This window comes from Streptomyces sp. NPDC017979 (assembly GCF_044328175.1).
Classification (GTDB): domain Bacteria; phylum Actinomycetota; class Actinomycetes; order Streptomycetales; family Streptomycetaceae; genus Streptomyces.
In genome coordinates this window covers 386,055-408,947 of sequence record NZ_JBIRGU010000003.1, presented here as the reverse complement: position 1 = coordinate 408,947, position 22,893 = coordinate 386,055, and the positions used below count along the sequence as shown (strand labels likewise).

The 22,893-nt window shown below is 73.0% G+C and carries 21 protein-coding genes; 16 read left to right on the top strand and 5 right to left on the bottom strand.

What is annotated here, in order from left to right; genetic code table 11:
• Positions 1-61 precede the first annotated feature (61 nt).
• Positions 62-1,675, bottom strand: coding sequence for an MFS transporter (locus ACH4E8_RS11320; protein ID WP_398446697.1), 1,614 nt, complete (start codon positions 1,673-1,675; stop codon positions 62-64).
• 215 nt (positions 1,676-1,890) lie between these two features.
• Here ACH4E8_RS11320 and ACH4E8_RS11315 point away from each other — a divergent pair, with 215 nt between their 5' ends.
• The 7 genes from ACH4E8_RS11315 to ACH4E8_RS11285 all read left to right on the top strand — a co-directional run bounded on the left by ACH4E8_RS11315 (position 1,891) and on the right by ACH4E8_RS11285 (position 10,232).
• Positions 1,891-2,550 carry a TetR family transcriptional regulator gene (locus ACH4E8_RS11315; RefSeq protein WP_398446696.1) on the top strand — a complete coding sequence of 220 codons (660 nt, stop codon included), beginning with the start codon at positions 1,891-1,893 and terminating at the stop codon, positions 2,548-2,550.
• A gap of 436 nt (positions 2,551-2,986) precedes the next feature.
• Positions 2,987-4,132, top strand: coding sequence for an alpha/beta hydrolase (locus ACH4E8_RS11310; RefSeq protein ID WP_398447287.1), 1,146 nt, complete (start codon positions 2,987-2,989; stop codon positions 4,130-4,132).
• A gap of 75 nt (positions 4,133-4,207) precedes the next feature.
• Positions 4,208-5,062 carry a DUF4429 domain-containing protein gene (locus tag ACH4E8_RS11305; protein WP_398446694.1) on the top strand — a complete coding sequence of 285 codons (855 nt, stop codon included), beginning with the start codon at positions 4,208-4,210 and terminating at the stop codon, positions 5,060-5,062.
• 300 nt (positions 5,063-5,362) lie between these two features.
• A complete protein-coding gene (locus ACH4E8_RS11300) occupies positions 5,363-6,703 on the top strand; it encodes a sensor histidine kinase (protein ID WP_398446693.1) in 1,341 nt (446 codons plus the stop codon).
• A gap of 23 nt (positions 6,704-6,726) precedes the next feature.
• Positions 6,727-7,404, top strand: coding sequence for a response regulator (locus tag ACH4E8_RS11295; protein ID WP_398446691.1), 678 nt, complete (start codon positions 6,727-6,729; stop codon positions 7,402-7,404).
• 573 nt (positions 7,405-7,977) lie between these two features.
• Complete coding sequence (locus ACH4E8_RS11290) at positions 7,978-9,015, top strand: alpha/beta hydrolase (protein WP_398446689.1); 1,038 nt, start codon at positions 7,978-7,980, stop codon at positions 9,013-9,015.
• Positions 9,012-10,232: an acyltransferase gene (locus ACH4E8_RS11285; protein WP_398446687.1), complete on the top strand. Its 1,221-nt coding sequence runs from the start codon at positions 9,012-9,014 to the stop codon at positions 10,230-10,232. The genes ACH4E8_RS11290 and ACH4E8_RS11285 overlap by 4 nt, the downstream gene beginning before the upstream one ends.
• A gap of 18 nt (positions 10,233-10,250) precedes the next feature.
• Here the strand turns inward: ACH4E8_RS11285 and ACH4E8_RS11280 are convergent, their stop codons facing one another.
• Together ACH4E8_RS11280 and ACH4E8_RS11275 are read right to left on the bottom strand one after the other, a co-directional pair.
• A complete protein-coding gene (locus tag ACH4E8_RS11280) occupies positions 10,251-11,300 on the bottom strand; it encodes an aldo/keto reductase (protein ID WP_398446686.1) in 1,050 nt (349 codons plus the stop codon).
• Positions 11,297-11,749, bottom strand: coding sequence for a MerR family transcriptional regulator (locus ACH4E8_RS11275; protein ID WP_398446684.1), 453 nt, complete (start codon positions 11,747-11,749; stop codon positions 11,297-11,299). The genes ACH4E8_RS11280 and ACH4E8_RS11275 overlap by 4 nt, the downstream gene beginning before the upstream one ends.
• 171 nt (positions 11,750-11,920) lie before the next feature.
• Here ACH4E8_RS11275 and ACH4E8_RS11270 point away from each other — a divergent pair, with 171 nt between their 5' ends.
• Positions 11,921-12,751, top strand: a complete 831-nt coding sequence (locus tag ACH4E8_RS11270; RefSeq protein ID WP_398446682.1) for a serine hydrolase domain-containing protein — start codon at positions 11,921-11,923, stop codon at positions 12,749-12,751.
• Between the two features lie 280 nt (positions 12,752-13,031).
• Here ACH4E8_RS11270 and ACH4E8_RS11265 read toward each other — a convergent pair whose 3' ends face one another.
• Positions 13,032-13,706 (bottom strand): pirin family protein, encoded by a 675-nt coding sequence (locus ACH4E8_RS11265; RefSeq protein WP_398446680.1) that lies wholly within the window; start codon positions 13,704-13,706, stop codon positions 13,032-13,034.
• Between the two features lie 81 nt (positions 13,707-13,787).
• Between ACH4E8_RS11265 and ACH4E8_RS11260 the strand changes: the two genes are divergently transcribed.
• The 5 genes from ACH4E8_RS11260 to fabF all read left to right on the top strand — a co-directional run bounded on the left by ACH4E8_RS11260 (position 13,788) and on the right by fabF (position 18,721).
• The gene (locus ACH4E8_RS11260; protein ID WP_398446678.1) at positions 13,788-14,972 is read left to right on the top strand and encodes a PucR family transcriptional regulator; all 1,185 of its coding nucleotides are present in this window, start codon (positions 13,788-13,790) and stop codon (positions 14,970-14,972) included.
• Positions 14,973-15,061: 89 nt separating this feature from the next.
• Complete coding sequence (locus ACH4E8_RS11255; protein ID WP_398446676.1) at positions 15,062-15,994, top strand: ACP S-malonyltransferase; 933 nt, start codon at positions 15,062-15,064, stop codon at positions 15,992-15,994.
• A gap of 28 nt (positions 15,995-16,022) precedes the next feature.
• Positions 16,023-17,024: a ketoacyl-ACP synthase III gene (locus ACH4E8_RS11250; protein WP_398446674.1), complete on the top strand. Its 1,002-nt coding sequence runs from the start codon at positions 16,023-16,025 to the stop codon at positions 17,022-17,024.
• Positions 17,025-17,121: 97 nt separating this feature from the next.
• Positions 17,122-17,370: an acyl carrier protein gene (locus tag ACH4E8_RS11245; protein WP_361548325.1), complete on the top strand. Its 249-nt coding sequence runs from the start codon at positions 17,122-17,124 to the stop codon at positions 17,368-17,370.
• Between the two features lie 88 nt (positions 17,371-17,458).
• The gene (gene fabF, locus ACH4E8_RS11240; protein WP_398446672.1) at positions 17,459-18,721 is read left to right on the top strand and encodes a beta-ketoacyl-ACP synthase II; all 1,263 of its coding nucleotides are present in this window, start codon (positions 17,459-17,461) and stop codon (positions 18,719-18,721) included.
• A gap of 241 nt (positions 18,722-18,962) precedes the next feature.
• Here the strand turns inward: fabF and ACH4E8_RS11235 are convergent, their stop codons facing one another.
• Positions 18,963-19,457 carry a DUF3145 domain-containing protein gene (locus ACH4E8_RS11235; RefSeq protein WP_398446670.1) on the bottom strand — a complete coding sequence of 165 codons (495 nt, stop codon included), beginning with the start codon at positions 19,455-19,457 and terminating at the stop codon, positions 18,963-18,965.
• A gap of 310 nt (positions 19,458-19,767) precedes the next feature.
• Here ACH4E8_RS11235 and ACH4E8_RS11230 point away from each other — a divergent pair, with 310 nt between their 5' ends.
• From ACH4E8_RS11230 to ACH4E8_RS11220, 3 genes are all read left to right on the top strand, one after another.
• On the top strand, positions 19,768-20,709 hold the full coding sequence (locus ACH4E8_RS11230) for an SGNH/GDSL hydrolase family protein (protein ID WP_398447286.1): 942 nt from the start codon (positions 19,768-19,770) through the stop codon (positions 20,707-20,709).
• A gap of 92 nt (positions 20,710-20,801) precedes the next feature.
• A complete protein-coding gene (locus ACH4E8_RS11225) occupies positions 20,802-22,082 on the top strand; it encodes a pyroglutamyl peptidase (protein WP_398446668.1) in 1,281 nt (426 codons plus the stop codon).
• 31 nt (positions 22,083-22,113) lie between these two features.
• Positions 22,114-22,827, top strand: a complete 714-nt coding sequence (locus tag ACH4E8_RS11220) for a carbon-nitrogen hydrolase family protein (protein ID WP_398446666.1) — start codon at positions 22,114-22,116, stop codon at positions 22,825-22,827.
• Positions 22,828-22,893: the final 66 nt, after the last annotated feature.

Below are 22,893 nucleotides of genomic sequence, written 5' to 3'. Positions count from 1 at the left end.
GCCCCATCGACCGGGAAGGTCAGTGGGGCTCTTCGTACGCGTACGGGCTTCGTACGGGGCGCTAGATGTGGGCCGTGCCGGCACCCGCCTCCGCGTTCTCGCCGCGCTTGGTCAGCAGGGCGATGAAGACGGCGACGACGGCCACCCCTGCGGCGACCAGGCTCGCGAGGCCCATGCCGGAGAGGAAGGTGTCGTGGGCGACGTCGGCGATCTTGCCGGCGACCTCCGGGGGCGTCCCGGGCTGCACCGGGGGCACACCGACCTGGACGGCCTCCGCAGCCTTGTCCATCTGCTCCGGGTCCAGCGGCGGGAGCTGGGCGTCGGCCCAGTTCCCTTCGAGGTCGTTGTCGACCTTGGAGGCCATGACGGCGCCGAGGACGGCCGTGCCGAGCGCGCCGCCGATCTGCATGGCGGCCTGCTGGAGGCCGCCGGCGACGCCGGACAGTTCGAGCGGGGCGTTGCCGACGATGACTTCGGTGGCGCCCACCATGACCGGCGCGAGGCCGAGGCCCAGGAGGGCGAACCAGATGGACATCACCGCGCTGCTGGTGCCCTTGTCCAGGGTCGACATGCCGAACATGGCGAGCGCGGTGAAGACCATGCCGCCGGCGAGCGGGATGCGCGGGCCGACCTTGGTGATCACGGCGCCGGCGAGCGGGGAGGCGACGATCATCATGCCGGTGAGCGGCAGCAGGTGGAGACCGGCGTCGACCGGGCTCAGCCCGTGCACGTTCTGCAGGTAGAAGGTGACGAAGAACAGGCCGCCCATGAAGGCGATCGCCATCAGCACCATCAGGACCACGCCGGCCGACAGCGGCACGGACTTGAACAGCTTCATCGGGATCAGCGGCTCGGCGACCTTCTTCTCCCAGAGGGCGAAGGCCACGAAGCAGACGACGGCCGCGGCTATGAAGCCCCAGGTCTTGGCACCGCCCCAGCCCCAGCCTTCCTCGGGGGCCTTGATGAGCGCCCAGACCAGGCAGAACATCGCCACGGACAGCAACAGGATGCCGAAGACGTCGAAGGAGCGCGGGGCGTTCTCCGCGCGGTGGTCCTTGAGGATGACCAGGCCGAGGGCGACGGCGAGGACGCCGACCGGCACGTTGATGAAGAAGACCGACTGCCAGCTCACGTGCTCCACGAGCAGACCGCCGACGATGGGGCCGCCCGCGGTGGACGCACCGATCACCATGCCCCAGATGCCGATGGCCATGTTCAGCTTCTCGGCGGGGAAGGTGGCGCGCAGCAGGCCGAGCGCGGCCGGCATCAGCAGCGCGCCGAAGAGGCCCTGGAGCACTCGGAAGGTGACCACCATCGCGATGCTGCTGGAGAAGCCGATCGCGGCGGACGCGGCCGCGAAGCCGACGATGCCGATGAGGAAGGTCTGCCGGTGTCCGAAGCGGTCACCGAGCTTGCCCGCGGTGATCAGCGTGACCGCGAGGGCGAGGAAGTATCCGTTGGTGATCCACTGGACGTCGGAGAAGGTGGCACTGAGGTCCTTCGCGATCGCCGGGTTGGCGATCGCGACGATGGTGCCGTCCAGCGCGACCATCATCACGCCGATCGCAACGGCGAAGAGGGTCAACCAGGGGTGGCCGCGGAGCCCGCTGCCCGGGGCCGGTGCGGCGTCCCGGGGTTCCCGCGGCGCCTTATCGACGGTGATCTGACTAGTCATGGAAGCAGACTAATGTCAGTCACTGACAGTTGACAAAGCGATTTATTAGTCGGTAACTGTCTTCTAGGTCACAGGTAGGCTGACCTGGTCCGAAGCCCGGGACGCAGCCAGCCGTCCGCGGTGCTCCCGGCGCTTCTTCGACCTCCTGCCGAAGCCCTTTCCGGTCATCGGGCCCGCGGCCCGATGACCACCGACCAACCAAGTGAGGCCATGACGTGACGGTCGAGCCGGCGGAGGTCGCCGGACTGCGCGAGCGCAAGAAGCAGCAGACGCGGTACGCGCTGGCGCGCGCGGCGCTGGAGCTGTTCACCACGCAGGGCTTCGACGAGACCACGGTCGACGAGATCGCCGCAGTGGTGGACGTCTCGCAGCGTACGTTCTTCCGGTACTACGCCAGCAAGGAAGAGGCCGCGTTCGCCATCCAGGAGGTCGTCGAGCGCAGCTTCGTGGACGCCCTGCGGGCGCGGCCGCCGCAGGAGGCTCCGTTCACCGCGATGCGCCGGGCGGTGCTCGCGGCGTGGGACGGCATCGCGGACACGGTCGAGCAGATCGCCCCGATCGGGCTGCACATGCGCTCGTACCTGCTGATCGAGTCCACTCCGGCGCTGCTCGCCGTGCACATCCGGCGCTCCATGGCGACGGAGGAGAAGATCGCCTCCATCATCGCCGAGCGCGAGGGGATCGACGTCGACGAGGACCCGCGGGCCCGGGTCGCGGTCGCCGCGTTCAGCGGGGCGATGCGAGTGGCCGGGCGGTGGTGGAGCGAGGGCGAGGACCACAGCCCGGAGGCGATCCGCGACCTGACCGCGCGCTGTATGGACCAATTGGGCCCGGCACTGATGGGCCCGTGGCGCACGCCCACGCGGGAGCCCTGACCCCGCCGACGACGCCCCTACGGGTCCGTCGCGGTTTCGCCGTGCGGCGGGCCGTGTCGTGGCGTCTGCGGCTGTTCGCGCAGTTCCGCCCCCCCCTAAGCCCAGAGAGCACGGGAGACCCGAGCGCCCCTAAAACCTCCGCCTCCAGCCCGCAGACGAGCGCCGGGGGTGGCACATCAGGGGCGCCGGGGGTCCCCATGCCCGCAGGGCCCAGGGGGCGGAACTACGCGACAAGCCCCAGACGGCCCGTAGGCGCCACGGCACGGCCCGCCGCACGGCGGAACCGCGTTCGCCGGGGACACCGCGCGCAGCCGGGTGTCACCGGCTGGTCCCGGGGGCCTTCGCGCAGGGCCTACGCTAAGGCGCGGTGTTTTCTTCCCTCTCTCCCACGTGGGCCGCGGGGCGCGCCCTGCTCGCGCTCGCGGTCGTGTTCGTGATGCTGTCGACGACCGGCTGGACCGCCGTGCGGCGCGGCGCGGCGCCGCTCGGTCCGTACGACGCCGAGGCCGCCGCCTGGCGGGCCGCGTCCGCCGGCGGACGGCCGCTGCCGAGGACCGACGCCCCGCCGCAGCGGCTCGCGGCCTTCTTCTCCGCCCTCGCCGCCCGGGACCGCGACCGGCTCGCCGAGCGCTTTCCGCTGGTCGTGGGGAACCTGAACGGCGTTCCCGTCACGCTGCGCTACCGCGCGAACCGGATCGCGTTGGAGCGCGAGTTGGCGCGGGAGCGGGAGCGCGAACGCCTCGCGCACGGGGTGCTCAGCGCCGACGGTCGACGTGACGCGACCCGTCGCCAGCACCGGCTCCAGGCCCTGATGGACCCCGGCCGCCAGGTCCTCGCCTTCGACCCCTCGGGCGCCGGCCGGGTCGCCGAGGTGCTCGGCGACCTCGACCGGGCGCAGCGGGTCTCCGTCGTCGTCCCGGGCGTGGACACCAACCTGCTGACGTTCGAGCGGACGCAGCGCAAGTACACCGCCCCGGCGGGGATGGCGGAGTCCCTGTACGCAGCGGGGCGGGCCGCGGCACCCGGCATCCGTACCGCGGTCATCGCGTGGGCCGACTACACCGCGCCCGTCGGCGTCGGCGTGGAGTCGGCGATGGGGCGGCTCGCCGAGGGCGGCTCCGACCGGCTGGTGGCGCTCACCGACGCGCTGCCCGGAGGGTCGCGGATCAGCTTGGTCTGCCACAGCTACGGCTCGGTGGTGTGCGGGGTGGCCGCGCACCGGCTGGCGCCCAGGGTCACCGACATCGCCGTCGCCGGCAGCCCCGGCATGCGCGCCGGGAACGTCGCCGAGCTGGGCGCCCGGGCCCGGGTGTGGGCGGCCCGGGACCGCGACGACTGGATCGAGGACGTGCCCCACCTGGAAGTGGGCGGCTTCGGGCACGGCACGGACCCGGTGTCGCCGGAGTTCGGCGCCCGCGTAGTGTCTACTGCGGGAGCTATCGGCCACACCGGCTACTTCGAGCCAGGTACCGAAAGCGTGACCAACTTCGCCAACCTGGCGGTCGGTTCATACGACGGCGTGAGCTGCGCGAGCTCCGACGCCACGTGCCGACGTGATATTTCCGGCGAAGCGGTGTCCTGACGCGCGTAGAACTTTGTGAGCATCGCTCTGCTTCAAGGGGCGACGGGAGCGCGCCCGACGCCTACGATGATGCGTATGGGTGATGTACTGGCCGGAATTCACGCCACATGGGAGTTCGAGTCCGACTCCGTGCTCATCCGCTACCAACGGGGACACCGCACACCGAAGCTGCTCCAGACGCTCCGCGAACGCCGCATCCCTCACGATGCATTGGCGTCGGTGGCGCTCTCCCCGGGCAAGCGGGGGACGTACGTGCTGCGCGCGGCACCGAGGTCGGGCGCTGATCCGCTGATGGACGCCGCGGCGGGGCAGCTGAAGGAAGAGAGCGATCCGTACCGGCTGGTGCTCCCCGCAGATCAGGAGGCCGCCGCCCTGCACTACCGCGATCGACTGCGCGCCGTGCTGGCCGCCGACGCGGACCTGCCGGCGGCGCGCTACGTGGTCGCGGCCCCCGACTCCCCGCTCTCCTTCAAGGCGTACGACGGAAAGGCGTCCTTCGACGGACAGCGGGTCGACTTCCGCTGGTCGTCGACGGGCGCGTCCTCCGCGAAGTGGAAGGCGGGCGACCAGAGCTTCCCGGTCACCGAGCTGACCGGCGTCGAGTGGCGCACCCCGGAAGGCCCGGAGGGCTATCTGCGGCTGCTGCGCCGGGCCGCGGTGCCGAGCCCGCCGGACCGGGTGGACAAGGATCCGGCCGCGGTGGTCTTCGGCTTCCGCAACGGCACGGTGCACGAGTCCCTGCCGTTCGCGGCCGCGGTCCTGGAGTCGGTGCGGCGGTCCGGACCCGTCCCGGTCGCCCCGGCCGCCGGCCGGCGCGATCCCGCCGACATCGCGGAGCGCATACGCCACCTGGGGGAGCTGCGGGACGCGGGGCTGGTGACGGACGAGGAGTTCACGTCCAAGAAGACGGAGCTGCTGGCGGAGCTGTGAGCGCGCCGGCACCGTCTTCGCGGTGCGGGCGGTGGGCGACGGTGCAGGCGGTAGGTGACGGGGCGGGCCGTGGGCGACGGGGCGGCATCCGGGCGGGGGCGAAGCGTGCTCGGTGCGTGCGCAACACGTCGGCAGCCGGGTTTCAGCTCGTACGTGATACGTCGGCATCCGTGCGAGCCGGAGTCGCGCGTAACGCCCCGGTTGTTCCGGCTGGTCGCGGCGTAACACCCTGGTATGACGTCGTACCGCACCCCGGGTATGACGCCGCGGCGCGCGGGTGCTGCCTACTCTGGCGGGACCATGCCTCCCACACCTGCCACCTCGCCCCAGCCACCCTTGTGGCGCTCCGCCCGCACCCAGCTCCGGCTGCTCGTCGCGGCCGTGCGCACCCCGTCCCACGCCGCGGCCCCGCTCTTCGCCACCTCCGAGCGGGCCCTGGTGCGGTACGCGCCGTTCGTGATCGCCTTCGTCGCGGTCGCGATCCTGCTGCCGACCTCGGTGACGGTGGTCGCCCGGGGGTACGGCCTCAGCGGCCCGGCCGCCGGAGCGCTGGGCGTCGCGCAGACCGCACCCCTGCTCCTCGCGGTGACGCGCCCGCTCCAGGCGTGGTGGATCGTCTTCACCGCGGACGTCCTCGGCGGCATAGCGCTGGCGGGCGCCTCCGACGTGACGGGCCACTCCTGGCCGTGGACCCCGATGGTGATCATCGGCTATGTGATCCTGATGGTCTTCCTCGGGCTGCGTGAGTCACGTCGGGCGCTGATAGCCGTCTGGCTGGCCACGGGCCTGGCCGGGACCCTCTTCGAGCTGGTCCGCTCCGACCTCAGCGACGGCAGCTGGCTGCTGATGCTCGTGCTGTCCGGGGTGGTCCTGGTGGTCACCGGCGCCCTGCGGGAGCGCGGCGACGCCCAGCGGCGGCTGGCCGCGCAGGAGACCATCAGCGAGGCCGAGCGCGCCCAGCGCACACTGCTGGAGGAGCGCACCCGGATAGCCCGCGAGCTGCACGACGTCGTCGCCCACCACATGTCCGTCATCACGGTGCAGGCGGACTCCGCGCCGTACCGCATCACCGGGCTGCCGGACGAGGCCCGGGAGGAGTTCACCGCGATCGCGGCGAGCGCCCGCGAGTCCCTGACGGAGATGCGACGGCTGTTGGCGGTGCTGCGCAGCGAGGGCGCGGACGGGGAGCTGGCGCCGCAGCCGGGCGTCGCGCGGGTGCAGCAGCTCGTGGAGGCGACGGTACGGGCCGGGGTGCCGGTCGAGCTGTCGCTGAGCGTGCCCGCGGGCTCCGTGCCGCAGGCCGTCGACCTGTCCGCGTACCGCATCGTCCAGGAGGCGCTGTCGAACGTGGTGCGGCACGCGCCCGGGGCCGCGACCCGGGCGTCCGTGGTGTCCGACGGCACGGACCTGATCGTGGTGGTGGTCAACGGCCCGGCGGAGGCGGCCGCGTCGCCGCTGGAGTCCGCGGGCACGGGGCACGGTCTGGTCGGGATGCGCGAGCGCGTACGGTTGACGGGCGGCACGCTGGACACCGGTCCGCTGCCGGACGGGGGATTCCGGGTGGCTGCGCGGTTGCCGCTGGCCCCGTCCGCGTCGGACGGGCCGGACGCGCCCGACGTGCCTGCCGCGCCCGTGCCGTGACCGTCCGTCCCGGAGGACCCCGAGTGACCATTCGCGTGATCATCGTCGACGACCAGGCCATGGTGCGTGCCGGCTTCGCCGCGCTGCTGTCCGCGCAGGCCGACATCGACGTCGTCGGCGAGGCGCCGGACGGCCGGGCGGGCGTGGAGGTGGCCCGCTCCGCCCACCCCGACGTGGTCCTCATGGACGTCCGCATGCCGGAGATGGACGGCCTGGCTGCGGCCCGGGCGATCCTCCAGCCCCCGCTGGGCGTGGTGCACGTCCCCAAGGTGCTGATGCTCACCACGTTCGACGTGGACGACTACGTGTACGAGGCGCTGCGCGCGGGCGCGTCCGGCTTCCTGCTGAAGGACGCGCCGCCGGCGGACCTGATCTCGGCGGTGCGGGTCGTCGCGGCGGGCGAGGCGCTGTTGGCGCCGTCCGTGACGCGCCGCCTGATCGCCGACTTCGCCGCGCAACGCCCGGCCCCGCGGAAGGACCCCTCGCTCCGGCTGAAGGGGCTCACCCCGCGGGAGACGGAGGTGCTGGAGCTGATCGCCCGCGGCCTGTCGAACCAGGAGATCGCGCGGGACCTGGTGGTGGCGGAACAGACGGTGAAGACGCACATCGGCCGGGTGCTGGCGAAGCTGGACCTGCGCGACCGTGCGCAGGCGGTGATCTTCGCGTACGAGTCGGGCCTGGTGCGCCCGGGCACGGCGTAACGCTGGCGCTTGCCCGTACGACCCGGGTGCGGCTTGCCGCGCCGTCGTTCTGCGGCTTCGTTGGTCCCTGCGGCCCGGTGATGGGCTGTTCGCACAGTTCCGCGCCCCCCTGACGTACGCGCCGTTGCCCTACGGGAGCGTTGGTCTCTGCAAGCCGTGGGTGGCTTGTCGCGCAGTTCCCCGCGCCCCTAAACACCCTGCCCGCTGCGGACGGCTAAAGGACAACAGCAGCCACAACAGGGGCGCGGGGAACTGCGCGACAAGCCACCCACGGGCCGCAGGGGCCAGTGCTCCGGCAGGGCCGCGGCGAGTGGCAAAAGGGGCGCTGGGGGTCCCCCCATGCCTCTGGGCATAGGGGGCGGAACTGCGCGAGCAGCCGGAGAGCAGCCGCAGAGACCAACGCTCCCGCAGGGAAACGGCGCAGTCGTCGGAGGGCCGGGGGCGAGCTCACCCCCTACCCCGGGGCTACGCCCCACATCGCTCCGCGGGGGGACGCCCTCAGCGACACCTGGTTCCTACCTTCCTCCCGTCCCACCGGCGCAGCCCGCGCCCCGGGGGAGGGAGGAACAGCACATGCGCCGGTACAAGAGGACCGCGGTCGCCGTCGCCGCGGCGGCAGCGCTGGGGGCCACCGGTGGCGTCGCGGGGAGCGGGGAGCCGCCCGTCACCGGGCCGCCGCCCGGCACCGCCGCGTGGAACGCGGACCGGGCGCTCGGCCGGGCCCTGCCCGACCCGACCCGTGCCGCCCCCGCGGACGTCGCCGCGTTCTTCGCGGGCCTCGGCCCGGCCGATCGGCAGGAGTTGGTGGAGCGGCACCCCCTCGTCGTCGGCAACCTCGACGGCGTACCCGTCCGCCTGCGCTACGCGGCGAACGCCCGTGCCGTGCAAGGCACGCCGTACGCACGGCTGGCGCAGCCCGGGCGGCAGATCCTCGCGTTCGACCCCCGCGGACGGGGCCAGGTCGCGGAGGTGCACGGCGATCTGGAGCGGGCGCGGCAGGTGGCCGTGATCGTGCCGGGGGCGGACGTGGACGCCGGCTCGTTCGACCGTGCGAAGGACCCGTACGGCACTCCCACCGGCATGGCGAAGTCCCTGCGCGCCGCCACCGACGGCACCACCGCGGTGGTCGCGTGGACCGGCTACACCACGCCCGTCGGCGTCGGCCCCGACTCGGCCACCGGCGGCCACGCGGAGGCGGGGGCGCCGCGGCTGGCGCGCTTCACCCGGGGCCTGGCCGCGGTCGGCGCCCCGCGCCCCAGCCTGTTCTGCCACAGCTACGGCTCGGTGGTGTGCGGCCTGGCGGCGAAGGACGCGGTGGCGAAGGACGTCGTCGTGTTCGGCTCCCCCGGCATGCGCGCCGACTCCGTCCGCGAGTTGGGGACGACGGCCCGGGTGTGGGCCGCGAAGAACCCCACCGACTGGATCTCCAAGGTGCCGAACGTGGAGCTGTTCGGCCTCGGGCACGGCACGGACCCCGCCGCCCGCGGCTTCGGCGCCCATCGGGTGCCCGCCGAGCGGGCGCAGGGCCACACCGGCTACTTCGCCCCCGGCACCGACTCGCTCGCCGCCTTCGCCGCGATCGCGCAGGACACCGGAGGTGCGGTCCGATGAGCCTCTCCCACCGCGCCGGCCGCCTCGCCGCCCGGATCGAGGCCGGCACCCCCGCCCACCGCGACCGCGCCGTCGACGGACTGCGCGCCGTCGCCCTGCTCGCCGTCCCGCTCGGCCACTGGATGCTCGGCGGCTTCGCCCTCGGCGACGACGGCGCACTGCGCAACGCCAGCCCGCTCTCCTCCTTCGGCTTCTTCGCGCCCGCGAGCTGGGTCCTCCAGATGCTGGGGATCTTCTTCCTGGTGGGCGGGTACGCGTCCGTGCTGTCGTACCGCCGCCGCACCGGCTCCACCGCCGCCTGGCTGCGGCAGCGCGCGGCCCGGCTGGGCCGGCCCGTGGTGGGCGTGACCGCCGTGTGGGCGGCGCTGGTCCCGCTGCTGTACGCGCTGGGCGTGCCGGCCACCACCGTGCGCACCGGGACGACGTTGGTGGTGCAGCCGCTGTGGTTCGTCGGCGTGTACGTCGTCGTCACGGCGCTGACCCCGCTGTGCGCACGGGCCGCCCGCAGGTGGGGCGGGTGGAGCGCCGCGCCGCTGCTCGGCTCGGTCGCCCTGGTCGACCTGCTGCGGTACGGCCCGTACGCGGAGGCGGTGCCGGGGTGGCTCGGCGTGCTCAACGTACTGCCGGGCTGGTTGTTCGCGTACCAACTGGGCGCGGCGTGGGGCGAGGGCCGGCTGACCCGACTCCACGCCCGCGTCCTGCTGCTCGGCGGCGGCGCGCTGTTCGCGACGCTGCTGCTGGCCTTCGACTATCCGCTGTCGATGGTCGGCGTGCCGGGCGAGGCGCGGACGAACTCGCACCCGCCGTCCCTGCTGGTGCTGGCGCTGGCCGCGGCGCAGAGCGGGGCGGCGCTGCTGCTGCGCGAGCGGATCGGCCGGCTGCTCGCCCGGCCCGCGCTGTGGGCGCCGGTGGTGGTGGTCAACCTGTCCGCGATGACGATCCTGTGCTGGCACCAGACCGCGATGCTGGCGGCGGCGGTCCCCGCGTCGTACGTCGGCGAGGTCGCCGGGCTGACCACCGCACCCGACACGCTCGGCTGGATCGCGGCCCGGCTGGCGTGGCTGCCGGTGTTCACCGCGCTGCTGGTGCTCGTCGGGCGGTACGCGCGCGGGTTCGAGTCCCCCTGGCGCGGGGGCACCCGGGCGGCGACGGCCCGCCGGGCGCTGGCGGGGCTGCTCGCGGCCGGCTTCGCGGCCTTCGCCCTCGGGTGGACGTGAGGCCCGGGGCGGGCGGAGCTACTCGCGGTCGGCGGAGGTGCCCGCCATGTCCGCGTACCGGGCGCCCACGACCTTCGCCGCGATCGGCTCCAGCAGGGCCAACTCGTCCGCGGTCAGCCGCACCCGGGTGGCCGCCGCGTTCTCCCGGGCCCGGCTCGCCTTGCGGGTGCCGGGGATGGGGACCACGGGCAGTCCGTGCACGTCGGCCTGCTGTTGCACCCAGGCGAGCGCGACCTGGCCCGGCGTCGCGCCGTGGGCCTCCGCGATCTCCCGCACCGGCGCCAGCAGTTCGGCGTTCGCCCGCGCGTTGTCGCCGGTGAACCTCGGCTGCTGGTGCCGGAAGTCGCCCTCGGCCAGCTCCTTCGCCGCGTCAGTGAAGGCGCCCGTCAGGAAGCCGCGGCCGAGCGGCGAGTACGGCACGAACGCGACGCCCAGCTCGGCCGCCGCCGGTACGGCGGTGTGCTCGACGTCCCGGCTGAACAGCGACCACTCCGACTGGAGCGCGGCGATCGGGTGCACGGCGTGCGCCTCCCGCAGCTCCGCGCCGGTCACCTCGCTCAGCCCCAGGTGTCGCACCTTGCCCGCCTGCACCAGCTCGGCCATGGCGCCGACGGAGTCCGCGAGCGGCACCGCGGGGTCGCGCCGATGCATGTAGTAGAGGTCGATGACGTCCACGCCCAACCGCTGGAGGCTGTCGTCGACGGCCTGCCGGATGTAGGCGGGGTCGTTGCGCACGTGCCGGACCTCGACGTCCGAGCCGGCGTCGGCGGAGCGGTCGATGGCGAACTTGGTCGCGATGGTGACCTCGTCGCGGTGGCGGGCCAAGAAGGGCGCGAGGAAGCGCTCGTTGGCGCCCCGGCCGTACATGTCGGCGGTGTCGAAGAGGGTGACGCCGGCGTCCAGGGCGGCGTCCAGGGCGGCGCGGGCGGCGGCCTCGTCCGTGCCGCCGTAGAACTCGCTCATGCCCATGCAGCCCAGGCCCTGGACGCCGACGAGCGGGCCGTCGGTGCCGAGGTGCACCCGTGCGATGGGGGTGGTGCGGGCGTCGGTTCCGTTGTCGTCGGTCACGTCGGGTCCGTCCTTCCGTACAGCTCGATCTTGTGGTCCAGGACGGCGAGGGTGCCGTGGAGCTCCGCGACTCGTTCGAGGACGGTGCGGCGGGTCCGCTCCAGCAGCTCGCGCCGCTCGTCCACGGTGTGCTCGCCCGCCCGCACCAGCTCGGCGTAGCGGACCATGTCCGCGACCGGCATCCCGGTCAGCCGCAGCTTGCCGACGAAGGCGAGCCAGTCGAGGTCCTGGTTGTTGAAGCGGCGCTGCCCGGTGTGGGAGCGGTCCACGTACGACATCAGCCCGATCCGCTCGTACCAGCGCAGCGTGTGCGCGGAGAGTCCGGTCCAGGCGGCGACCTCGCCGATCGTGTAGCGGTCGGCGCCGTCGGGGCGGGGGTGGCCGGCCTCGGCCAGGCACAAGTCAACCGGGGTGTCCGTGCGGACGCGATCGTCCTGGGTCAGCGTCATGCCTTCCACGCTAGGACCTTCGAGCGCACTCTAAGCAAGCGGAGATCGGTGAGTACGCGGTGATCGCGGCCGGGTGCGCGGAGCGATTGGCCGGATCGTGGGGGTCACGTCTTGCCGGCCGTCGCGGCCGGATCCCCCGCGGAGCGGCGCCGGGGCCACCCCGTAGGCTTCATGACCATGCAGAGCCTGGCACTGACCGAGACGTGGCCCGTCCCGACCGCGGCGAGCGCCGTCGTCCTGGCGGACGGCACGGTCGCCGGCCGGCACGGCCCGACCGACCACCGCTTCCCGCTGGCGTCGGTGACCAAGCCGCTGGCCGCGTACGCGGTCCTGGTCGCGTACGAAGAGGGCGCGGTCGAACTGGACGAGCCGGCCGGCCCCGCGGGCTCGACGGTCCGCCACCTGCTGGCGCACACCTCGGGCCTCGCCTTCGACGAGCACCGCGTCAGCGCGGAGCCCGGCACCCGCCGGATCTACTCCAACGCGGGTTTCGAGGTGCTGGCGGACCACGTCGCCGCGGCGACGGACATCCCCTTCGCCGAGTACCTGCGGCAGGCGGTCCTGGAGCCGCTGGGCATGACGGCCACGGCCCTGGAGGGCGCGGGCTCCGCGGCGAAGGACGCGGTGTCCACGGTGGACGACCTGGTCCGCTTCGCCGCGGAGGTCCAGGCGCCGCGGCTGCTGGACCCCCGCACGGTCCTGGACGCGATGACGGTCGCGTGGCCCGGCCTCGCCGGCCTGCTGCCGGGCTACGGCCGCCAGACCCCGAACGACTGGGGCCTCGGCTTCGAGATCCGCGACGCCAAGTCGCCCCACTGGACGGGCGCGACGTCCTCCCCCCGCACCTTCGGCCACTTCGGCCAGTCGGGCACGTTCCTGTGGATCGACCCCGACGCGGCGGCGGCGTGCGTCGCCCTGACGGACCGCGCGTTCGGCCCCTGGGCGGTCGAAGCGTGGCCCGCCTTCACGGACGCGGTCCTGCACGACCTCCGCGCGTCTTGACCCCTGCGTCGTACCCTCCGGGTGCGTTGGTCTCTGCGGGCCGTCTGTGGCTTGTCGGGCAGTTCCACCCCCTGTGCCACCTGTTTCGCTGCCCCCGTCGTCCCGTCTGCTGGGCAGGGGGTTTTAGGGGCGCGAGGAACTGCGCGACAAGCCACAGACGCCCCGCAGAATCCCATGCTCCCGCAAGGGGCAAGGGTTTTAGGGGCGCGAGGAACTGCGCGAACAACCACAGACCAGCCGCAGAGGGCAACGGCGCACGCAGCCCCGCCACGCAGTGGCGTCACCCGGGGAAGCTCCAGGTGAGGACCTCCGCGGACCGCGGGGCCACCGCGGTGAGCGAGACGCCCCCCGCGTCCACCAAGCGCGCCGCGTCGCCCGGCGACAGCACCGCATCGCCCTCGGCCGTCCGCACGGACAGCTCGCCGCGCACCACGTGCACGTACGCGCGGGGTGCGGGCGGCAGCGAGGTCCGCTCCCCCGGGTCCACGCGGCACACGTGGAGGGTCGCGTTCGCCTGCGGAAGGGCGTACGGCGCGGCTGCCGGGAGGGCGCGTACGACCTCGTACGACGGGGCGCCGCCGAACTCCCCCGGCGCGAGCCACATCTGGACGAACACCAGCGGGACATCGCCCGCGTTGCGCTCCACGTGGCGGACGCCGTCGCCCGCGCTCAGACGTTGGAGGTCGCCGGGGCGCACCACCGTCGCGCGACCCGTGGAGTCCTCGTGCGTCAGTTCGCCTTCGACGACCCAGGTCACGATCTCCGTGTGGCTGTGCGGGTGTTCGGCGAAGCCGGCGCCCGGGGCGAGGCGCTCCTCGTTGCAGGCGATCAGCGTGCCGAAGCGGAGGTTGTCGGGGTCGTAGTGGCCGCCGAAGGAGAAGGCGTGCGCGGTCTCGATGCCGGCGCCCGGCTCCCCGCCCGGGTACCGCTGCGCGGCGCGTCGTACGTCGATCACACCGGCAACCGTAGCCTGCGCGGCGGCGGCACTCGTGCCCCGGCAATCCGGCTCGGCCTCCGGATAAGGCAGTCTTGTCCCGTGCCCGAACCTGGATCGAACGACCCCCACCCCCATTCCGCGACCCTGAAGCGACTGGAACAGTCCTCGGGGCGCCTCGCGGCGAACGCCATCGCACGGATGGACGAGACGCTGCCGTGGTACCGGGCGATGCCCCCGGAGAACCGCTCGTGGATCGGCCTGGTGGCGCAGGCCGGCATCGCCGCGTTCACGGAGTGGTTCCGGCGCCCGGAGACCCCGCAGGCGATCTCGACGGACGTCTTCGGCACGGCGCCGCGCGAGCTGACCCGGGCGATCACGCTGCGGCAGACCGTGGAGATGGTGCGCACCACCATCGAGGTCATGGAGTCGGCGATCGAGGAGGTCGCGGCCCCCGGCGACGAGGCGGTGCTGCGCGAGGCGCTGTTGGTGTACGCGCGGGAGATCGCCTTCGCGACGGCCCAGGTGTACGCGCAGGCCGCCGAGGCGCGCGGCGCCTGGGACGCCCGGCTGGAGTCGCTGGTCGTCAACGCCGTGCTCTCCGGCGAGGCCGACGAGGGCGCGGTGTCGCGCGCCGCGGCCCTGGGGTGGAACGCGCCGGACCACGTGTGCGTCATCCTCGGGACCGCTCCGGACGGCGACAGCGAGTTGACGGTGGAGGCGATCCGCCGGGCCGCGCGGCACGCCAAGCTCCAGGTGCTGACGGGCGTGCTGGGCAACCGCCTGGTGGTGATCGCGGGCGGCAGCGACAACCCGCTCCAGGTCGCGAAGGCGCTGATCGGGCCGTACGCGGCGGGTCCCGTGGTGGCCGGACCGGTGGTGCCGGACCTGCTGGCCGCCACCCGCTCCGCGCAGGCCGCGGCGGCGGGGCTGAAGGCGTGCTCGGCCTGGCAGGACGCGCCGCGCCCGGTGCTCGCGGACGATCTCCTTCCGGAGCGCGCGATCGCAGCCGATCCGGCGGCGCGGGAGCAGTTGGTGGAGGAGATCTACAGACCGCTGGAGGAAGCGGGCTCCGCGCTGCTGGAGACCCTCAGTGTGTACCTGGAGCAGGCGAGCAGCTTGGAGGGCGCGGCGCGGATGCTGTTCGTGCACCCCAACACCGTGCGCTACCGGCTACGACGTGTGACTGACGTCACCGGCTGGTCACCCTCCGACGTCCGGTCCGCGTTCACCCTGCGAATCGCGCTCATCCTCGGACGCTTGGCCGACGGAGATCCCCAGTCCTAGACTTTTGTTGGACACCAACAATTCCCCCAACGGTTCTTCGTCCCTGTCCCCACGGGCGTCGGGGACCGCACACAAGAGAGAGTGTGAGGGTGCTCGTACTCGTCGCTCCCGGCCAAGGCGCTCAGACGTCCGGCTTCCTGACCCCCTGGCTCGACCTCCCCGGTGTCGCCGACCGCCTCGCGGCCTGGTCGGACGCCCTGGAGTTCGACTTCACCTACTACGGCACGAAGGCCGACGCGGACGAGATCCGGGACACGGCCGTCGCGCAGCCCCTGCTGGTGGCAGCCGGTCTGCTGTCCGCCGCCGCCCTCGGTGACGGCGCGCCCGTCACGCCCGACGCGGTGGCGGGCCACAGCGTCGGCGAGATCACCGCCGCCGCCCTGGCCGGCGTCCTCGACGACGAGGCCGCGCTCCGCTTCGTCCGCACCCGCGGCCTGGCGATGGCCGAGGCCGCCGCCGTCACGGAGACCGGCATGTCCGCCGTGCTCGGCGGGGACCCGGACGCCGTCCTCGGCCATCTCGAAGGGCTCGGCCTGACCCCGGCGAACGTCAACGGCGCAGGTCAGATCGTTGCCGCCGGCACGATCGAGCAGCTCGCCGCACTGTCCGCCGACCGCCCGGAGAAGGCCCGCGTCATCACGCTGAAGGTGGCCGGCGCCTTCCACACGGCGCACATGGCTCCCGCGGTTGCCACACTGGAAGAGGCGGCGGCGGAGCTGACCGTCGCGGACCCGCTGCTTCCGTACGTGTCGAACAAGGACGGCGCGGTCGTCACCGGCGGCGAGGAGGTCCTCGCGCGCATCGTCGGGCAGGTGGCCAACCCCGTCCGCTGGGACCTGTGCATGGAGACCTTCCGCGAGCGCGGCGTCACCGCGCTGATCGAGGTCTGCCCGGCCGGTACGCTCACCGGTCTCGCCAAGCGGGCGCTGCCCGGCGTCAAGACGCTGGCGCTGAAGACCCCGGACGACCTGGAAGCGGCGCGCGCCCTGATCGCCGAGCACGCCGGCCCGTCGGCGTCCTGACGCAGCCCGGACAAGGAGAGCCGTACAGATGGCGAAGATCAAGCCCAGTAAGGGCGCTCCCTACGCACGGATCATGGGCGTCGGCGGCTACCGCCCGGTGCGGGTCGTGCCGAACGACGTGATCCTGGAGAAGATCGACTCGTCGGACGAGTGGATCCGGTCCCGTTCCGGCATCGCCACCCGCCACTGGGCCTCCGACGAGGAGACCGTGACCGCGATGTCCGTCGAAGCGTCGGGCAAGGCGCTGGCGGACGCGGGCATCGAGCCGCACCAGATCGGTGGGGTCATCGTCTCCACCGTGTCGCACTTCAAGCAGACCCCCGCGGTGGCCACCGAGATCGCGGACCGGATCGGCGCGGCGAAGCCCGCCGCGTTCGACATCTCCGCCGGCTGTGCGGGCTTCGGCTACGGACTGACCCTCGCCCGTGGCATGATCACCGACGGCTCCGCGGAGTACGTGCTGGTCATCGGCGTGGAGCGGCTGAGCGACCTGACCGACCTGGAGGACCGTGCGACGGCCTTCCTGTTCGGTGACGGCGCGGGCGCGGTCGTCGTGGGCCCGGCGAAGGAGCCGATGATCGGCCCGACGGTGTGGGGCTCGGAGGGCGACAAGTCCGAGACCATCAAGCAGACCGTGCCGTGGACGGACTACCGCGACGGCACCGTGGCGCGCTTCCCGGCGATCACCCAGGAGGGCCAGGCGGTCTTCCGCTGGGCCGTGTTCGAGATGGCGAAGGTCGCCCAGCAGGCGCTGGACGCGGCCGGGATCAGCGCGGACGAACTGGACGTCTTCATTCCGCACCAGGCCAACATGCGGATCATCGACTCGATGGTGAAGACACTGAAGCTGCCGGAGCACGTCACGGTCGCCCGTGACGTGGAGACCACCGGCAACACCTCGGCCGCCTCGATCCCGCTCGCAATGGAGCGGCTCCTGGCGACCGGGCAGGCCAAGAGCGGCGACACGGCGCTCGTCATCGGCTTCGGGGCGGGTCTCGTCTACGCCGCCACGGTCGTTACCCTCCCCTAGGCACCGGATCTCCCGATCCGGCCCGGATCTTCCGGACCGGCGCCGGACCATCCGGACGCCACACCTCTGACACCGAAAAGAATCGAAGGAGCGCCACATGGCCGCCACGCAGGAAGAGATCGTCGAAGGTCTCGCGGAGATCGTGAACGAGATCGCCGGCATCCCGGTCGAGGATGTCCAGCTGGACAAGTCCTTCACCGACGACCTGGACGTCGACTCGCTGTCCATGGTCGAGGTCGTCGTCGCCGCCGAGGAGCGCTTCGACGTCAAGATCCCCGACGAGGACGTCAAGAACCTCAAGACCGTCGGGGACGCCGCGAACTACATCCTCAAGCACCAGGGCTGATCACCAGCCGGAACCAGGGCGCGCTGGTCGCCACCCGTCGGTGGCGTCGTGAGACTCGCACCCCCATACACGTGGAGAGAGAATTCCTGTGAACTCGACCAATCGCACCGTGGTCGTCACCGGTATCGGCGCAACCACACCGTTGGGTGGCGACAGCGCAACGACCTGGGAGGGCCTGGTGGCCGGGCGCTCCGGAGCGAAGCACCTGGAAGGTGAGCGCTTCGCCGAGTTGTCCGTCCGCATCGCCGCGCCCGTCGCGGTCGAGCCGGGGGACGTGCTGCCCCGGCCGGTCGCCCGCAAGCTGGACCGCTCGGCGCAGTTCGCGCTGATCGCGGCCCGGGAGGCGTGGGCGGACGCCGGTTACACCGCTCCGGCCGGTGAGGGCGACGCGGTCGACCCGGACCGGCTGGGCACGGTGATCGCCTCCGGCATCGGCGGCGTCACCACCCTGCTCGACCAGTACGACGTGCTGAAGGAGAAGGGCGCGCGCCGGGTCTCCCCGCACACCGTGCCCATGCTGATGCCGAACAGCCCGTCGGCCAACGTCGGCCTGGAGGTCAACGCACGGGCCGGGGTGCACACTCCGGTGTCGGCGTGCGCGTCCGGCGCGGAGGCCATCGGGTACGCCGTGGAGATGATCCGCACCGGTCGTGCGGACGTCGTCGTGGCGGGCGGCACGGAGGCGGCGATCCACCCGCTGCCGGTGGCCGCGTTCGCCAACATGATGGCGATGTCGAAGAACAACGACGAGCCCGAGAAGGCGTCGCGCCCCTTCGACACCGCCCGGGACGGCTTCGTCCTCGGCGAGGGCGCCGGCGTGATCGTCCTGGAGTCGGCCGAGCACGCCGCCAAGCGCGGCGCCAAGGTCTACTGCGAGGTCCTGGGCCAGGGCCTGTCCGCCGACAGCCACCACATCGCCCAGCCGGAGCCGACCGGTCGCGGCATCGCGGCCGCGGTGCGCGCCCTGGTGGAGACCACGGACCTCAAGCCCGAGCAGCTCGTGCACCTGAACGCGCACGCGACGTCCACCCCGCTCGGTGACGCCGCCGAGGTGAAGGCGCTGCGCCAGGTGCTCGGCGACGACCTCGACCACATCGCGATCACCTCGACGAAGTCGATGACGGGCCACCTCCTCGGTGGCGCGGGCGGCGTGGAGACCGTGGCCACGGTCCTCGCGCTGTACCACCGCCTCGCTCCCCCGACGATCAACGTGGACAACCTCGACCCCGACATCGAGGCGGACGTGGTGCGCGGCGAGGCGCGGGCGCTGCCCGACGGCACGATCGCCGCGATCAACAACTCGTTCGGCTTCGGCGGCCACAACGTGAGCCTGGCGTTCCGCTCGGTGTGACCCGCCGCGTCCGTGTGACCCGCCGCGGGTTGAACCGGCGCTGACGCAGTGGCAGGGCCCGTACGTCCCTCGTGGACGTACGGGCCCTGTCGTCGTCGTTGACGCGGCACCGCTGGCGGCGCGGGCGCGGGGTTGACGGTCGCGGCTGCCCGTCCGGTTGACGGTCGCGACGGGCGAACCGCTCGAAGTTCGCGGCGGGCGGGCCGGATCGACGGTCGCGGCCGGGCGGGGCGCCGGGAGGTCAGACGACCTGGTGCAGCCAGCGGACGGGCGCGCCCTCGCCGGCGTAACGGAACGGTTCGAGCTCGTCGTCCCACGGCTTGCCGAGCAGCTTGCACAACTCGGCCTCCAGGTCCGTCTCGCCCTGCGCCGCGCGGACCATCGCGGCGCGCAGTCGGTCCTCGGGGATCAGGATGTCGCCGTGGATGCCCGTGACGGCGTGGAAGATGCCGAGGTCGGGGGTGGCGCTGTAGCGCTCCCCCTCCGCGGTGGCCGAGGGCTCCGCGGTCACCTCGAAGCGCAGCAGGTGCCAGCCGCGCAGCGCGGAGGCCAGTTTGGACGCGGCGCCTGCCTCGCCGCGCCAGGACAGCTCGGCTCTCCAGGTGCCGGGGGACGCCGGCTGACGGATCCAGTCGAGCTGCACCCGTACGCCGAGCACACCCGCGACCGCCCATTCGACGTGCGGGCACAGCGCGCGCGGGGCGGAGTGGACGTAGAGAACGCCGCGTGTCGTCACCGGGACCTCCAGTGTGGGACGAGGGTCGCCTTCCCAGTGGTCTCAGTAAACATCATCAGCAGTGAATCTCCACAAAAGGGACAGCATGTGACGTGATGTAATTTACCGGAGCCGACGGGCACGACGCCTCTGGGCCGACGGGGAAAAGCTACCGTGAGTGGATGCCCGCGGGGTGACGTAATGTCGGTCCGGAGGGTGGTACGCACCAAGCTTTCACTCGGCAGGACCTCGGGGGCATCGACACGGAGGGGACACGGGGATGCGCGAGAAGCGCACGGGGCGCACGGGGGAGCCGTACGAGCCCGCGCCCATGACCACGACCAGGCCCGAACCGACGACGGGCCCCGGGGCTACGGTGAAGCGGCGGAGCCGGGCGAGGAACCGGACGTACGCGTTGGGCCTCGGCGTCGCCCTGCTCGCCACCGGCACCCTCACCGCCTGCGAGGACACCTCGGGCGCCGAGACGAAGGGCGCGCCCGCCAAGAAGCCGGCGGTCGTCTGGGACCGCAGCCCCGCCTCCATCGCGGCCGTGGGCGACTCCATCACCCGCGGCTTCGACGCCTGCGTGGTGCTCTCCGACTGCCCCGAGGTGTCCTGGGCGACGGGCACGGACGCCTCGGTGCAGAGCCTGGCGCTACGGCTCCTCGGCGAACCCGCCGCCATCTCCCAGCGCACCTGGAACTACGCCCGCACCGGCGCCAAGGTCGCCGACCTGCCCGCCCAGATGACCAAGTCGGCGAAGCACCGGCCGGACCTGGTGACGGTGTTGGTGGGCGCCAACGACGCCTGCGCGGACACCCCCGAGGCGATGACCCCGGTGGCCGACTTCCGTGCCTCGTTCACCACCGCCCTGCAGGACCTGCGCAAGGCCGCGCCGAAGACCCAGGTGTACGTGTCGAGCGTGCCGGACCTGGAGCGGCTGTGGCAGACCGGCCGGAACAATCCGCTCAGCCGGCAGATCTGGAAGCTCGGCATCTGCGCGTCGATGCTGGCGGACGCGCAGGACCTGAGCGCCAAGGCCACGGCGCGCCGCACGTCGGTGCAGAACCGGGTGGTGGCGTACAACGCGGTGCTCAAGGACGTCTGCGGCAAGGACCCGCGGTGCCGTTACGACGGCGGGGCGGTCTTCGACTTCCGCTTCGACGACCAGCAGCTCAGCCGCTGGGACTGGTTCCACCCGAACAAGAACGGGCAGGGCGAGCTGGCCGAGATCGCGTACCGCAACATCACGGCGGCCCGGGCGCCGAGGTGACCGGGGCCGAGGGGACGGGTCCGTAGTGCCGTAGCCAGCGGGGGCGTCCCGAGGTGATACTTCCGCCACCGTTCAACGGAAGGACCACCTCCTTGTCTTCGTCGTCTTCGGTACGGGTACGGGCTGCCGGCACGGCCGCCGTGACCGTCGTGCTCTCGCTCGCCCTGGCCGTGCCCGCGCAGGCCACCGCTCCGACCGCCGAGCCCGCCGCGGCGCCCGGCCCGGTCACCGTCGAGGAAGCGCGGCTGGAGCGGGCCGTGCCGCAGGAGATCCTGCGGCGCAGCGGCTTCGACTCCGTGGCGCCCGCCTTCGCCCGGTCCCTCGACCGGGCGGCGTCGTACCGCCAGGCCGAGAAGGCCGTCGCGCGGCACGCGGGCGCGCTGTGGCAGAGGGCCGTGGACCGTGCGCAGGGGCGCGGCCCGCTCGTCGGGGACCTGAGTCGGGACGACGACCGGCCGCTGTACTGGGCGCGGCTGGGGATGACGCGCGAACTGCGGCAGTGGCAGCCCGCCTTCGAGTTCACCGACGCGGACCGCGCCCGGCTGCTGGACCGGCTGGAGCGGGCTTCGCGCGGCCAGGACTCGCTCGACCTGTCGGGCGGCGGCAAGGGCCTCAAGCGGATCGTGATGACCGGCTTCGATCCGTTCACGCTCGACCGTGACGTACGGATCAGCAACCCGTCGGGGGCCACCGCGCTCGCGCTCGACGGGACCGTGCTCCAGACGGCCGACGGCCCCGCCCGGATCGAGACGGCCGTCTTCCCCGTCCGCTGGGCGGACTTCGCGGACGGCACGGTGGAGCGCACCCTGCGGCGCCAGCTCCCGAAGGCGGACCTGTTCACGACCGTGAGCCAGGGGCGGCCCGGCCGGTTCGACATCGAGCGGACCAACGGCGCCTGGCGGGGCGGGTTCGGCGACAACGACAACGTGTCCCGGCTGGAGGTCGTCCCGGTGCGCGACCCGGCGTCCCAGCCGCAGTGGACGTCGTCGACGCTGCCGCACGCGGCGATCGTGGCCGCGCAGACGGGCCGCTTCCCGGTGTACGACAACACGTCGGTGACCGAGATACCGGCCGGCGGCACCACCCCGGTGGTCCGGCCCGACGGCCCGACGCCGGGCTCCACGGCGCGCGCGGGCGGCGGTGGCGACTACCTGTCGAACGAGATCGCCTACCGGGCCACGCTGCTGCGGGACAGGCTCGGCCTGACCACCCCGGGCGGCCATGTGCACACTCCGGTGCTGCAGTTCGGCGCCGGCAACACCACGGCGGTCACCGACCCGGAGTTCGTCCGCAACCGGCTGGACATCATCGCGCAGGTACGGGAGATCATCCGGGTCGCGGCGGCGCAGGACGACGGGAAGTCGGCGCGGTGAGCGGCCCGGCCGGCTGAGCGATGATGTGCGCATGAGGATCGCAGCAGCGCAGTTCGAGCCCGTGCCCGGCGACGTCGAGGCCAACGTCCGCGCGATGGCGGACCTGGTTCGGACGGCCGCCGGGCAGGGCGCCCGGCTCGTCGTCTTCCCCGAGTTGTCGACGACGGGCTACTTCCTCACGCTCCTCGCCCGCGATCCGGCGCTCGTGCTCGACGAGGACGACGCCCGGCTGACCCCGCTGCGTCAGGCGTGCCGGGAAGCCGCCGCTGCGGCCGTGGTCAACGCAGCGGTCCGCACGCCGTCCGGGCGTCCGGCGATCAGCTCCCTGGTCCTCGGCCCGGACGGCGCGCTGCTGACCCGCTACGACAAGCAGCACCTGCACGGCGTCGAGAACGACCTGTTCCTCGCGGGCACTCGCGACGGCCGCTTCACCCTCGACGGCGTCGGCTTCGCCCTGGCCGTCTGCTACGACAACCGCTTCCCCGAACTCGCGGCGCGGGCCCGAGCGGCGGGGGCGACGGTGTACCTGGCGAGTTCGGTGCTGGAGGTCGGCAACGACTCGTTCGAGTCGGTGTATCCCGTACGGGCGAGGGACAACGCGCTCTACGTGCTGCTCGCGAACGCCCTGGGCACGAACGAGGGCGGCGAGTGTGCGGGCGGGAGCGGAGCATGGTCCCCCACCGGCACCCTCCTCACCACGTCCCCCAACACCGCCCCGGGCTGCGTGACGATCTCCCTCCCGTAACGCCCGGCCCCACCGGTGGGTTGCACCGGCGACTGGCCTGCGATTGCCACCCACGCGGTTCCCTGG

Coding starts and splice junctions, on each gene's coding strand:
- ACH4E8_RS11230 (WP_398447286.1), top strand. CDS start 19,768: ATGACCACGACCAGGCCCGAACCGACGACGGGCCCCGGGGCTACGGTG.
- ACH4E8_RS11275 (WP_398446684.1), bottom strand. CDS start 11,749: ATGACGCTGACCCAGGACGATCGCGTCCGCACGGACACCCCGGTTGAC.
- ACH4E8_RS11245 (WP_361548325.1), top strand. CDS start 17,122: ATGGCCGCCACGCAGGAAGAGATCGTCGAAGGTCTCGCGGAGATCGTG.
- ACH4E8_RS11310 (WP_398447287.1), top strand. CDS start 2,987: ATGCTGTCGACGACCGGCTGGACCGCCGTGCGGCGCGGCGCGGCGCCG.
- ACH4E8_RS11305 (WP_398446694.1), top strand. CDS start 4,208: ATGGGTGATGTACTGGCCGGAATTCACGCCACATGGGAGTTCGAGTCC.
- ACH4E8_RS11220 (WP_398446666.1), top strand. CDS start 22,114: ATGAGGATCGCAGCAGCGCAGTTCGAGCCCGTGCCCGGCGACGTCGAG.
- ACH4E8_RS11300 (WP_398446693.1), top strand. CDS start 5,363: ATGCCTCCCACACCTGCCACCTCGCCCCAGCCACCCTTGTGGCGCTCC.
- ACH4E8_RS11320 (WP_398446697.1), bottom strand. CDS start 1,675: ATGACTAGTCAGATCACCGTCGATAAGGCGCCGCGGGAACCCCGGGAC.
- ACH4E8_RS11285 (WP_398446687.1), top strand. CDS start 9,012: ATGAGCCTCTCCCACCGCGCCGGCCGCCTCGCCGCCCGGATCGAGGCC.
- ACH4E8_RS11250 (WP_398446674.1), top strand. CDS start 16,023: ATGGCGAAGATCAAGCCCAGTAAGGGCGCTCCCTACGCACGGATCATG.
- ACH4E8_RS11290 (WP_398446689.1), top strand. CDS start 7,978: ATGCGCCGGTACAAGAGGACCGCGGTCGCCGTCGCCGCGGCGGCAGCG.
- ACH4E8_RS11270 (WP_398446682.1), top strand. CDS start 11,921: ATGACCATGCAGAGCCTGGCACTGACCGAGACGTGGCCCGTCCCGACC.